The organism is Allobranchiibius huperziae (assembly GCF_013410455.1).
GTDB classification, from domain to species: Bacteria; Actinomycetota; Actinomycetes; order Actinomycetales; family Dermatophilaceae; genus Allobranchiibius; species Allobranchiibius huperziae.
Window position 1 is genome coordinate 147,636 of sequence record NZ_JACCFW010000001.1, and the last position, 12,546, is coordinate 160,181.

Genomic DNA, 12,546 nt, shown 5'->3' on the forward strand with positions numbered 1-12,546 from the left:
GCCGGCGCGTTCCGTCGTCGCGGCCGATCTACCGGGGGCGACCGCGGCGCTCCAGATGCGGGGCCAGCATGGGTGCCAGGGTGGCGACGATCTGTTCACGGCTCATCGACGCCATCGGCTCGGCCCCCATCACGTAGCGGGAGAAGATCAGCCCGCCCATCACGGTGACCACGGCGGTCGCGTGCAGCGACGCGTCCGGCCCGCCGATGTGGTCGCGCAACCGCCCGTGCACCTCGGTGCTGATGAAGGTGCCCAGCGTCCGCCGCAGGCTGGAGTCGTCGTCGGCGGAGCGCAGCACGGCGAGCAGCGGGCCGCTGAAGACCGGCTGATCCCACAGAGTGACGGCGGTCCCCACCAGCCGCTCGGCGACGTGGTCGGCCCCGGCCGCGAAGACCTTGTCCATGACCTCGCCGGGGGTCATCGCGATCGCGAGCACATGCCCGAAGAGCGCTTCCTTGGTGCCGAAGTGGTAATTCACCAGGGAGTGGTCCACGCCTGCATCTCGGGCGATCGCGCGGACGGAGACGGCGGCGTACCCGTCCTGTTCGAACCGCGTCCGAGCTGCGGCGATGATGCGTTCTCTGGCGTCGCTGCCGCCGCGTGGGCGTCCGGCGCGGTTATTCACCACGGATGACATCCTGCGCTGCTCGGTCGCAGAGTGCAACGCATCGCACGCACTCCCACATCGGGCAGGAACTCTCATGTCGCATCCCACCTCCTCCACCTCCCACACGAGCACCAGGGCCACGCTGCCGGTCATCCTGCTGGCGCTGGCGACCGTCGTCTCGGCCGTGTCGTCGTTGCTGTCGGCGTTGCCGTCGATCGCCGTCGACACCCACGCGTCGCAGACGCAGCTGACCTGGATTGTCGACGCGTACGCGCTGGCCTTCGCCTCGTTGCTGCTGCCCGCGGGCGCGCTCGGCGACCGGTTCGGCCGCCGCCGCACGCTGATGGTCGGGCTGGCCATCTTCGCCGTGGCCGGCGCTGTCCCGCTGATTCAGGACGACACGACGACCCTCATCGTCGTCCGCGCCGCGATGGGCGTGGCAGCAGCGCTCGTCATGCCCGCCACCCTCTCGACGATCACCTCGTCGTTTCCCCGCGAACGCCGTGAGGTGGCCGTGGCGACCTGGGCCGGTGTCGCAGCCGTGGGCGCCGTCCTCGGTTTGTTCATCGCCGGGTTCGTCCTGCGGTGGTGGCAGTGGCACTCCGTCTTCCTGGCGAGCGCCGTCATGGCGGTGGTGGCGTTGATCGGCGTCGTGGTCGCCGTCCCGGAGTCGGCCGCGCCGGACGAGGCGTCGAACGACCCGCTCGGCGCACTGCTGTCGGTGAGCGCTCTCGTGCTCTTCGTCTACGCGATCGTCGAGGCGCCCACGACGGGATGGACCTCCGCGTCGACGCTGGCCATCATCGGCGCCTCCGTGGTGTTGGGCGCGCTCTTCCTCGCCTGGGAGGCTCGCGCGACCCGCCCGCTGCTCGCCCTGCGGCATTTCCGGAACGTCGGCTTCTCCTCGGGATCGCTCTCGTTGGCGGCGATGTTCTTCGGCTTCTTCGGTTTCATCCTGCTTTTCCTGCAGTACCTGCAGCTGGTGCGCGGTTACAGCCCGCTGGAGGCAGCGTGCGCGATGCTGCCGCTGCCGCTCGGACTCATGCCGGCCGCGCGCGGCATGGCGCCACGCCTCGACGGGCGCCTGGGCCAGTGGGCGCAGAGCGCGATCGGACTGGGCACGATGGCGGCCGCGCTCTGGTGGCTGTCCCGCGCGGACGGCGGCACGTCGTACTGGGTCGTCGCGATCGGGCTGTTCGTGCTGGGTGTCGGGGGAGGGCTGGCGATGCCGGCGGCCACCACCGCGATCACGAAGGCACTGCCGAAGGCGGAGCAGGGAGTGGCGTCCGCCGTCAACGACCTGTCGCGCGAGCTCGGTGGAGCGGTCGGGATCGCGGCGCTGTCCAGCGTGGCGACCTCCGTCTACCGCGACCACCTCGACCTGCGGGCGATCCCGCCGCAGCTGCGTCACCTCGTGCTCGAGTCCGCGGCAGCGGGCACGCACGCGCCGGTGGCCGGGGTGCGGTCGGCGGCGCTCACGGCGTACACGACGGGACTGCAGCACGGTCTGCTCACCGCGGCCGGGCTGCTCGCTGCGGCGGCACTCGTCCTGGCCGCGTCGGCTCTCCTACGGCCGACCCGATCGCCGCGCCCGGTGGCGACGGTCGATCAGGGGGAGCCAGCAGTCAGCGCCGCAGCACCGCTACCCGGCCCAGATCGCCGGACGCCCAGCATGCTCCGTCGTGAGCGCAGCTGACCGTGTCGAACTGCCCGGTGTCGAAGGTGTGCCAGTCGCGGCCCGCGTCGTAGGAGATGTCCGACCCGGTCAGTCCGACCGAGATGACCGTGGCGAACGTACGCGGCACGAACGTGACACCGGAGCGGTAGCCGGTCGGCTGGTGGGTGGCGCTGATCCACTTCGAACCGAACAGGGAGTACGCCGCGACGTTAGTGTTCGCCGCCGGTGCGTTGAAGTCGCCGCCCACCGCGACACCCAGGAACGGCGTACGGAACGCGAGGCCGAAGACCCCCGCGCTCGCGGAGCTGACGATCGGGGTGGACTGTGCCGTCCAGGTGAGGCCGCCGTCGCGGGAGTGGTAGATCCGCGAGACGGCGCCCCCGCCGGAGCCGAACCACGCGTCGCGGCCGAGGGTCGTGATGCACTCACCGCTCGCGGCGAACCCGGCCTCGCCGGTCTGGGCCGGCGGCATGCCGGCGTTCGGGAGGACCCGCCAGCTGCGGCCGCCGTCGCGGGTGGACAGGATCCGGAAGCGTCCGTCGACCGGGTCGCTGAGCACCAGCCCGTGCTGCCGGTTGGAGAAGGACATGCAGTCGAAGAACGCGGCCGGGTCGGTGTTGGTGTAGGAGAGCTGCCAGGTGCGCCCGCCGTCGGAGGTCGCGTAGAGCCGCGAATCGGTGCCGGTGCCGGCCGCCATGGCTACCGCGTGGGTCGCGTCGGTGGCCGAGATGTCGCGGAACTGCAGCGTGGAGGCGCCGGCCGGTGACCGGTTCTCCCACGTACGACCGCCGTCGACCGTCCGCAGCACCGTGCCGTCGTATCCGCCCAGCCACGCGACCTGGCGGCTGACCGCGGCCAGACCGCGGAAGTGGCTCGTGGATCCGGTGGGCAGCAGCTGCCAGGACGGTGCGTGCGGACCTCGATGTCCGTGATCGGGCACCGCCGCGTGCGCGGGGCCGGTGACGACGAGTCCGAGGACCGTCAGGATCGCGGACAGCATGACCAGGAGTCGTCCTCGCAGCACCATCCGGTCACGCTACTGCCGCCGTCGTTCGGGGGCCAGGGATCGAGCGGGCGGTACGCCGGCCGGGCGCAACTACGATCGCCGGGTGAGTGCGAGCCTGGTGACCAAGAATCTCGCCGGCGGACACGCTCACCGCACGCTCTTCAGCGCGCTGGATCTCACCGTCGCGCCCGGTGACGTGGTCGGTGTGGTCGGTGCCAACGGCGCCGGTAAGACGACGCTGCTGCGGATCCTCGCCGGCGATCTGGAGCCGCTCGACGGCACGGTGTCCACCTCGACCAGCGACGCGTTCGTGGGGTGGCTTCCCCAGGAGCACGAGCGGATCCCCGGCGAGACCATCGGCCGGTTCGTGGCCCGTCGTACGGGCGCCGAGGCCGCGACGTCGGCGATGGAGCGGGCCGCTACCGCGCTCGGCGAGGGGCCCGCGTCCAAGCAGGTCGACGACGCGTACGCGGAGAGCTTCGACCGCTGGATGGCCAGCGGGGCGCCGGATCTGGACGAACGCCTCCCTGCGGTGCTCGCCGACCTGGGTCTCGACGTGGGCCCGGACGCGCTGATGACCTCGCTGTCGGGCGGGCAGGCCGCGCGGGCGGCGTTGGCCTCGTTGATGCTGAGCCGGTTCGACCTGGTGATGCTCGACGAGCCCACCAACGATTTGGACCTGGCCGGGTTGGACCGGCTCGAGGGGTTCGTCCGCGAGCTGCGCGCCGGGGTCGTGCTCGTCTCGCACGACCGCGAGTTCCTCTCCCGGGTGGTGACCCGTGTCGTCGAGCTCGACCTGGCCCAACGTCAGGTCGCGGTCTACGACGGCGGGTACGACGCGTTCCTGGAGGAGCGGGCCATCGCGCGCCGCCATGCCCGGGAAGCGTACGAGGAGTTCGCCGACAAGAAGGCCGATCTCGTGAGCCGCGCTCGCACGCAACGGGAGTGGAGCTCCCAGGGTGTCCGCAACGCCATGAAGAAGTCGCCGGACAACGACAAGATCCGCCGCAAGGCGCAGACGGAGTCCTCCGAGAAGCAGGGGCAGAAGGTCCGCCAGATGGAATCGCGGATCGCGCGTCTGGAGGAGGTGGCGGAGCCGCGCAAGGAGTGGGCGCTGCAGTTCACGATCGCCGGGGCGCCGCGTTCGAGTTCGGTCGTCGCCACGCTCGACGATGCCACCGCGACCCTCGGCGACTTCACCCTCGGGCCCGTCACGCTCCAGATCAGCGCGGGCGACCGGATCGGCGTCACCGGCCCCAACGGCGCCGGCAAGTCGACCTTGCTACGGCTGCTGCTCGGACGGCTTGCTCCCACGACCGGTCGAGCGGGCCTCGGCGCCTCGGTCGCGGTGGGCGAGATCGACCAGGCCCGCACTGGACTGGCCGAGGACCTGTCCCTGGGCGATGCGTTCGAGGCCGCGATGCCTCAGATGAATCCCGCCGACATCCGCACGCTGCTCGCGAAGTTCGGTCTCAAGGCCGACCAGGTCACCAGCCTGGTCAGCCGGCTCTCACCCGGGGAGCGCACACGCGCCGCGATGGCGCTGCTGCAGGCGCGCGGGGTCAACCTCCTGGTCCTGGACGAGCCCACCAACCACCTCGACCTGCCGGCCATCGAGCAGCTCGAGCAGGCACTCGAGTCCTACGACGGAGCCCTGCTGCTCGTCTCGCACGACCGGCGACTGCTGGACAACGTCCGCCTGGACCACCGCTGGCAGGTACAGGACGGCACAGTCACGGCCCTGTAGCCGGGCTGACGCGCCGCGCGCCGACCGGCTGTGCAGGATGGATGCATGGATCCCGTGGTCGTCGTCGGTGGAGGCATCTCGGGGGTCGCGTGCGCGCGGGCGTTGACCGAGGGCGGCGCCGACGTGACGCTGCTCGACCAGGGCCGTCGCCTCGGCGGGCGGATGGCCGTGCGCACGGTCGATGGTCACGCGGTCGACACCGGCGCGTCGTATTTCACGGTGAGCGACGACCGGTTCGCCGCAGTCGTCTCCGACTGGCAGGGGCGCGGGCTCGCACGCGAGTGGACCGACACCTTCCAGGTGTACGACGACGGCGAGCGTGGCGACCCGAAGCAAGGCTCGATGCGCTGGGCGTCCCCGAGCGGGTTGCGTTCGCTCGTCGAGGATCTGGCGGCGGGTCTGCGCACGGAACAGAGCAAGGTCCAGGTCGTGACGCGGGACGAGCAGACCGGTGCCCTCGCGGTGGACGGCCGTCCGGCGGGCACGGTGGTGCTGGCGATGCCCGACCCGCAGGCGTATCGCCTGCTCGACCCGTCGCTGCACTCACGGTCGGTGCTCACCGACGACTACGCCCCGACGCTGGCGTTGCTCGCAGGGTGGGAACGCCGTTCGTGGAACCAGGGATTCGACGGTGCATTCGTCAACGGTGACCCGCATCTGACCTGGATCGCCGACGACGGCGCTCGCCGCGGCGACGGTGCTCCGGTGCTGGTCGCGCACGCGACCGAGGAACTGGCCAGGCAGCATCTCGCCGACCCGGACGCGGCCGAGCCAGTGATGCTCGCATCGCTCACCGGCCTGCTCGACATTCGTGACCGGCCGACCTGGTCACGCGTGCAGCGCTGGTCGTTCGCGCACCCCGCGGGCACCCGCGAGGACGCCTTCCACCTCGGCGACGACGGCATCGGCTTCTGCGGCGACTCGTGGTCGGACAAGCCCCGGGTCGAGGCGGCATGGCTGTCGGGGACGCAGCTCGCCGACGCGATCCTCGACCGACGCCGGTGACGTTGCCGCGCCCGATGAACCGCGTCGTGCTGGGAGGCTGACAAGCATGGAGGTCTACCGCACCCCCGACGCCGCCTTCGCGCAACTGCCGGACTTTCCATGGGAGCCGGCGTACGCCCAGGTCGCGGATCCGGACGGCGGGACGATGCGGATGGCGTACGTCGACGTCGGACCCGTCGACGGACCGGTGGCTCTGCTGCTGCACGGCGAGCCGTCCTGGTCCTTCCTCTACCGCCACGTGATTCGCGAGCTCGCGGACCACGGGATCCGATGTGTGGCACCCGATCTGATCGGGTTCGGGCGGTCGGATAAGCCGCTGCACGCGTCCGACTACTCCTACGCCCGGCTGGTCGAGTGGACCCGCGAGCTGGTGCTGGAGCACCTGCAACTGCGCGAGATCACCCTGGTCGGCCAGGACTGGGGCGGACTGATCGGGCTGAGGCTGCTCGCCGAGCACCCCGACCGCTTTGTCCGCGTGGTCGCGGCCAACACCGGACTGCCGACCGGCGACGTCGACATGCCGGAGGTCTGGTGGCGCTTCCGCCGCGCCGTGGAGAAGGCGCAGGTGCTCGACATCGGTCGGCTGGTCGACGGTGGGTGCGCGCGCCCGATGACCCCGCAAGTGCGCGCCGCGTACGACGCGCCGTTCCCGGACGAACGCGCCAAGGCGGGTCCGCGCGCGATGCCCGGCCTCGTGCCGACCCGACCCGACGACCCGGCCAGTGACGCGAATCGTGCCGCGTGGCTGATGCTCTCGACCTGCGAACTGCCCTTCCTGCTGCCGTTCAGCGACGCCGATCCGATCACTGCGGCGATGGCACCCATCCTGCGCCGGCACGTCCCGGGCGCCCGGGATCGGAGCCACCCCACGATCGAGCGCGCCGGTCACTTCCTGCAGGAGGACGCGGGTCCGGAACTGGGCCAGGTCATCGCGCAGTTCATGCAGCGCTGACACCGGCGCGAGTGCCCCTCGTCGACCGTCGGATGCGGCCTCGACTCAGCCGGTCTGACCCTCGTCGCGGCTCTCGGCGATGCGGTGCGACGTACGCAGCAGGCGCAGGCCGGTGACGAGCACCAGCCCGCCGACCAGGTTGCCGAACGCCGACCATCCGAGAGCACCCAGCCAGTCGAGGTAGCCGTAATCCGCTCGACCGGTCAGCAGCCCGGCGAACATCAGGATCGAGTCCAGCACGGAGTGGAAGAGCTGGGCTCCGACGAGCACGAACGACATCATCACCGCGGCCATCGCGCGGACCCCGAGGTTCTCCGTCGCGTGCTGCATCCGGGTCAGCAGCGTGATGACCGCTCCGGCGAGCACCGCGAGGAAGAACGAGCGGAACGAGACGCCGAGGTGGGCGTAGTGGGAGCCCGCCTTGATCGCGGCGTCGTGTACGTCGGGCAGGGCCACCACGATCATCCCCGCCATGGCGAAACCGGCGACCAGGTTGGCGGCCAACGTCACGACCCACAGCCGCACCAGTTGCGTGAGGGTGCCCACCTTGGCGACCACGGAGATGACCGGCACGAGGAAGTTCTCGGTGAACAGCTCGCTGCTGGCCAACAGCAGCGCCACGAAGCCGATGGTGAACGCCAGCGAGGCCAGTAGGGCGTCGCCGGTCTTGGCCTCCACGACCAGGTAGATCAGCACCCCCACCCCGACGTCGACACCGCCCAGGAAACCGGTCGACAGCAGCGGTAGTAGCGGCCGATCCAGCCTGTCGTGCCCCTCGTCGACCAGTCGTTCGTAGGCCTGCTCCAACTCCGGCTCGTCACGCGAGCCCTTGGCCGAGGTGATGCTCTGGGAACCGCCGGAGTCTTCGTTCACGCGCGCGGCCGCGGCCGGCGTGATGGGTACGTCATGACGCCACGCTATGTGCCGCGGGGGGAGCCCTGCTCGGGTCGGCGCTCGCGTGGACGCGGGCGACGTTTGAGCGAATGCTGTGAGGAGCGCCGCGGACGGTTAGATGGGGACGTGCCCGATGACCCGATCGACCACTTCGTTCACGTCCGCGGAGCCAGCGAGCACAACCTCAAGCACATCGACGTCGACCTCCCGCGCGACGCGATGGTCGCCTTCACCGGAGTCTCCGGATCCGGCAAGTCCTCGCTGGCCTTCGGCACGCTCTACGCCGAGGCGCAGCGGCGCTACTTCGAGTCGGTGGCGCCGTACGCGCGCCGGTTGCTGCAGCAGGTGGGCGCGCCGCACGTGCAGGAGATCACCGGGCTGCCACCGGCAGTGGCATTGCAGCAACGGCGCGGCGCCCCGAGCTCCCGCTCGACGGTCGGCACGCTGACCACGCTGTCGAACCTGTTGCGGATGCTCTACTCGCGCGCCGGCACCTACCCGCAGGGCGCGAAACGTCTGGGGGCGGAGGCGTTCTCGCCGAACACCGCTGCCGGCGCATGTCCGGTGTGCCACGGACTCGGCGAGGTGCACGACGTGGCCGAAGACCTGTTGGTGCCGGACCCGTCGCTCAGCATCCGCGACGGCGCGATCGCCGCGTGGCCGGGAGCCTGGCAGGGCAAGAACCTGCTGCGCATCACCAAGACCGTCGGCATCGACGTCGACGTCCCGTGGCGCGACCTGGCCCGCAAGGACCGCGATTGGCTGCTCTACACCGACGAGCAGCCGCGGGTGCTCGTCGATCGCCGCGGCGAGGCCGACGACTCCACCGGCCGCGACTACTACGGCACCTTCTGGAGCGCGCGCAAGTACGTGCGACACACGCTGGCCGACACCAAGAGCCAGATGATGCGCGACAAGGCGATGCGCTTCGTACGCAGCGACACCTGCACCGCGTGCGGTGGCACCGGGTTGCAGCCCGACTCGCTGGCGGTCACCGTCCGCGGCCTGAACATCGCGGCGACGAACGCGCTCTCATTCGTCGAGCTGACCGCACTCCTGCGGCCGGTCGCCGAGCTGACGCACGCGGGCGCCGCGACGTCGTACGCCGACTCCGGGGAAGCGACCGAGGTGGCGGTGCGCCTCGCCGGCGACCTGGTGAGCCGGGTGCAGGTGCTGCTCGACCTCGGGCTGGGCTACCTGTCGCTGGGGCGCAGCTCCACGACGCTGTCGCCCGGCGAGGCGCAGCGGCTGCGCATCGCCACCCAGCTGCGGTCGGGTCTCTTCGGGGTGGTCTACGTCCTCGACGAGCCGTCCGCGGGGCTGCACCCCGCCGACGCCGCGCCGCTGCTGGACGTGCTGGACCGGCTGAAGAGCTCGGGCAACTCCCTCTTCGTGGTCGAGCACGACCTGGACGTCGTACGCCGCGCCGACTGGATCATCGACATCGGCCCTGGGGCCGGCGAGCACGGGGGACAGGTGCTCTACTCCGGCCCGGTCGACGGCCTCGAGCAGGTCGAGGAGTCGGTCACCGGCGACTATCTCTTCGGTCGCGCGGAGCCGCTGGAGCGCCCGGGTCGCTCGCCGCACGGGTGGCTGCACCTGCAGGGGATCACCCGGCACAACCTGTCCGACCTCAGCGTCGACGTGCCGCTGTGCGTGCTGACGGCCGTCACCGGCGTGTCCGGGTCGGGTAAGTCGACGCTGGTCACCCAGGTGCTGTCGGAGCTGGTACGTCAGCACCTCGGGCAGGCGAGCGACGACGAGGAGGAGACGGCGTTCGCGGTGGACGTCGACGATGCGACCGGACTGGAGTCGTTCGACCGGCTCGTGCGGGTCGACCAACGCCCGATCGGGCGCACTCCGCGTTCGAACCTCGCGACGTACACAGGGCTCTTCGATGCGGTGCGCAAGCTGTACGCCGCCACTTCGGAGGCCCGCGAGCGCGGGTACGGCGTGGGCCGGTTCTCCTTCAACGTCGCCGAGGGACGGTGCGAGACCTGCCAGGGCGAGGGGTTCGTGTCCGTCGAGCTGCTCTTCCTGCCCGGCACGTACGCGCCGTGCCCCACCTGCCACGGCGCGCGCTACAACGCGGAGACCCTGGAGATCCAGTACCGCGGCAGGAACATCGCCGACGTGCTGGCGCTGTCCGTCGAGGAGGCCGCCGACTTCCTGGCCGACGTGCCTTCGGCCGCCCGCAGCCTGACTACGCTGCGCGAGGTCGGGCTGGGCTATCTGCGGCTGGGTCAGCCGGCGACCGAGCTCAGCGGCGGCGAGGCCCAGCGGATCAAGCTGGCGACCGAGCTGCAGCGCGCCCGCCGCGGGCACGCGCTCTACCTGCTCGACGAGCCAACCGCCGGGTTGCACCCCGCCGACATCGCGCTGCTGGTGCGGCAGCTGCACCGGCTCGTCGACGCCGGCAACACCGTGGTGCTGGTCGAGCACGACCTGGACACCATCGCCAGCGCGGACTGGGTGATCGACCTCGGGCCGGGCGGCGGCGACGCTGGGGGCCATGTGGTGGCGACCGGCACGCCCGGGGAGGTCGCCGCAGCCACCGGCAGTGCGACCGCGCCGTACCTGCGCGCCCGCCTGACCGACTCTTAGCCATCGGGGGGTGGAGATATATCGCCACCCCTCGGTGGTTCCCTACTCCTCGACGGGGCGGCGAGCACCTGGCGGAGGGTCGGTTCGAACGCCGCCGCGATCGCGGCGTACCCGGCGTCGTTGGGGTGGAAGTAGTCCGCCGCGAGCCGCCCGCGCCAGGACGAGGGCCCGGTGACGCGCAGGTCGACCATCACGATCCGACCGGAGGCGTCGGCCGCCTCGACGAAGACGTTCGCGGCGCGCGCGGGGCCGCTCGGCTGCGGGAGGGTGGCGACCAGGGAGCCCGCTGGCACGCTCTCGACCAACCTGGAGTAAGCGCCGGGCAGGGCCGCGCGTCGCCTCCGCCCTCCGAAGAGATCGTTCGAACCCACCATCACCGTGACGAGGTCGTCGTCCCGTACGCCGAGCCGTTCCAGCGCCGGGAGCTGCTGCTCGAGGACGTCGGTCACGCAGGCCCCGGTCGCCGAGAGGTTGATGATCTGCAGGTCGTGGCCGTCGGCGGCCAGGCGGCCGGCGAGCTGTACGACCCACCCCAGGTCGTACGCCGACGCGCCGATGCCCTGCGACATCGAGTCGCCCAGCACGATCCAGCGGCGGCCCGGTCGGTCGATCGTCTCGACGTTCCGGGCGTGCCAGGCGTCCGCGTACGGGGTCGCCTGGCGCCACACCCGCCGTACGCCGGGCACGAGGGCGCTCATCGTGCGTACGACCCGCCCGGGTCCGCGCCCGGTGCGGTTGTCGTAGCCGAGACCCGGGTGTGCCACCCGCGTGGCTCTAGAGCTTGGTCATCTTGCGGAACGGCGTCTCGATACGGCGCGTCGAGCTGCCGAAGTCGACCGTCAGGCCGCTCTTGTCGACGCCGACGACACGGCCCATGCCATAGGTGTCGTGGCAGACCCGGTCGGCGAGCGCGAAGTCCTCGACGTCCGGCTCGACGTGAGCCGCGAAGGGGCTGTTGGCGTGACGCGGCCGGTTGTTTCCAGAGGAAGCCATACCCCTAGTGTGACCGCCCAAAGGGGTGATGCGCGCCAGCGCAGGGTGGTATTCGACCGCGGGCGGGCTGCCGAGCCGCGAATCGCCGACCCGGTACGGCCCGTTCGCCGTCCCGAAATTCGTCGTCAGGCGAAGCGGATGATGCTGACGATTCCGGCGATCAGGCAGTAGATCACGAACGGGTAGAGCGTGCGAGTGCGCAGGAAACGGGTGAGCCAGCGGGCTGCGGCGTACGCCGCGACGAAGGCGACCACGAAGCCCACGAGCACCTGACCGTGGATGCCCTTGCCCTCGGGTCCGAATAGCTCCGGCACCTTCAGCACGCCGGCGGCAAGGATGACCGGGGTCGCGAGCAGGAACGCGAAGTGCACCGCCCGCTCGTGGCTCCAGCCGCGCAGCAGGCCCGCGGAGATCGTTACGCCGGACCGGGAGATGCCGGGCAGGAGTGCGAGCGCCTGGCTGGTGCCGATCGCGATCGCCTCGCCGAAACCGGTGCCCGAGAAGTCGAGTTCCGCGCCGCCGGCGTCGGCGGCGTGAGCGCGGACCGGCGTACGCCGGGCACGGCGGGTCAGCAGCTCCACGGCGAGCAGCACCAGGCCGTTCAGCGTCAGGAAGATCGCGGCGGCCAGCGGGTGGGAGAACAGGTGCCGCAGCGGCTTGTCCAGGACCAGTCCGATGATGCCGATCGGGATGGTGGCGGCCACCAGTAGGACCAACAGACGCGAGCGCGGCGTACGCATCCGGCGGTCCCGCGCCAGGTCGCCGACCCCGCCGAGCACCTGCAGCCAGTCCCGCCACTGGAAGGCGATCAGGGCGAAGGCCGTCGCCACGTGCAGCGCGACGATGAAGGCGAGGAACGGCGTCGCGCTCTTGGATCCCTGCTGCGTCACCAGGTCCGACCAGGATCCGCCGATCCACGCGGGGACCAGCAGGGAGTGCCCGAGGCTCGAGACCGGGAACAGCTCGGTGACGCCTTGCAGCAGGCCCATGACGACGGCCTGCAGGTAGCTGAGGTGATTCACGGCTCGACTTTCATCGGGTTCGTCGGTGTGGAGCGGGA

11 protein-coding genes are annotated in these 12,546 nt (G+C 71.1%); 5 read left to right on the forward strand and 6 right to left on the reverse strand.

What is annotated here, in order from left to right; genetic code table 11:
- Positions 1-28: 28 nt before the first annotated feature.
- Positions 29-628, reverse strand: coding sequence for a TetR/AcrR family transcriptional regulator (locus tag HNR15_RS00755; protein ID WP_179478298.1), 600 nt, complete (start codon positions 626-628; stop codon positions 29-31).
- A gap of 73 nt (positions 629-701) precedes the next feature.
- On the opposite strand from HNR15_RS00755, the gene HNR15_RS00760 reads away from it, so the two are divergent.
- A complete protein-coding gene (locus HNR15_RS00760) occupies positions 702-2,303 on the forward strand; it encodes an MFS transporter (RefSeq protein ID WP_179478299.1) in 1,602 nt (533 codons plus the stop codon).
- Here HNR15_RS00760 and HNR15_RS00765 read toward each other — a convergent pair.
- Positions 2,233-3,312, reverse strand: a complete 1,080-nt coding sequence (locus HNR15_RS00765; RefSeq protein WP_218883498.1) for a WD40/YVTN/BNR-like repeat-containing protein — start codon at positions 3,310-3,312, stop codon at positions 2,233-2,235. The genes HNR15_RS00760 and HNR15_RS00765 overlap by 71 nt on opposite strands.
- 82 nt (positions 3,313-3,394) lie before the next feature.
- Between HNR15_RS00765 and HNR15_RS00770 the strand changes: the two genes are divergently transcribed.
- From HNR15_RS00770 to HNR15_RS00780, 3 genes are read left to right on the forward strand one after another with little or no spacing between them, the layout of a single operon-like run.
- Positions 3,395-5,038, forward strand: coding sequence for an ATP-binding cassette domain-containing protein (locus HNR15_RS00770; protein ID WP_179478300.1), 1,644 nt, complete (start codon positions 3,395-3,397; stop codon positions 5,036-5,038).
- Positions 5,039-5,083: 45 nt separating this feature from the next.
- Positions 5,084-6,043: an NAD(P)/FAD-dependent oxidoreductase gene (locus HNR15_RS00775; RefSeq protein WP_179478301.1), complete on the forward strand. Its 960-nt coding sequence runs from the start codon at positions 5,084-5,086 to the stop codon at positions 6,041-6,043.
- Between the two features lie 46 nt (positions 6,044-6,089).
- The gene (locus tag HNR15_RS00780) at positions 6,090-6,995 is read left to right on the forward strand and encodes a haloalkane dehalogenase (protein WP_179478302.1); all 906 of its coding nucleotides are present in this window, start codon (positions 6,090-6,092) and stop codon (positions 6,993-6,995) included.
- Positions 6,996-7,040: 45 nt separating this feature from the next.
- On the opposite strand, the gene HNR15_RS00785 is transcribed toward HNR15_RS00780, so the two are convergent.
- Positions 7,041-7,868 carry a formate/nitrite transporter family protein gene (locus tag HNR15_RS00785; protein WP_218883500.1) on the reverse strand — a complete coding sequence of 276 codons (828 nt, stop codon included), beginning with the start codon at positions 7,866-7,868 and terminating at the stop codon, positions 7,041-7,043.
- A 147-nt stretch (positions 7,869-8,015) separates the two neighbouring features.
- Between HNR15_RS00785 and uvrA the strand changes: the two genes are divergently transcribed.
- The gene (gene uvrA / locus HNR15_RS00790; RefSeq protein ID WP_343048351.1) at positions 8,016-10,493 is read left to right on the forward strand and encodes an excinuclease ABC subunit UvrA; all 2,478 of its coding nucleotides are present in this window, start codon (positions 8,016-8,018) and stop codon (positions 10,491-10,493) included.
- Here uvrA and HNR15_RS00795 read toward each other — a convergent pair.
- The 3 genes from HNR15_RS00795 to HNR15_RS00805 form a co-directional block, all read right to left on the reverse strand.
- On the reverse strand, positions 10,490-11,257 hold the full coding sequence (locus HNR15_RS00795; RefSeq protein ID WP_179478305.1) for a GDSL-type esterase/lipase family protein: 768 nt from the start codon (positions 11,255-11,257) through the stop codon (positions 10,490-10,492). The two genes, uvrA and HNR15_RS00795, sit on opposite strands and share 4 nt — an antisense overlap.
- A 10-nt stretch (positions 11,258-11,267) precedes the next feature.
- The gene (locus HNR15_RS00800) at positions 11,268-11,486 is read right to left on the reverse strand and encodes a hypothetical protein (RefSeq protein WP_179478307.1); all 219 of its coding nucleotides are present in this window, start codon (positions 11,484-11,486) and stop codon (positions 11,268-11,270) included.
- Positions 11,487-11,611: 125 nt separating this feature from the next.
- A complete protein-coding gene (locus HNR15_RS00805) occupies positions 11,612-12,508 on the reverse strand; it encodes an undecaprenyl-diphosphate phosphatase (protein ID WP_179478309.1) in 897 nt (298 codons plus the stop codon).
- Positions 12,509-12,546 lie beyond the last annotated feature (38 nt).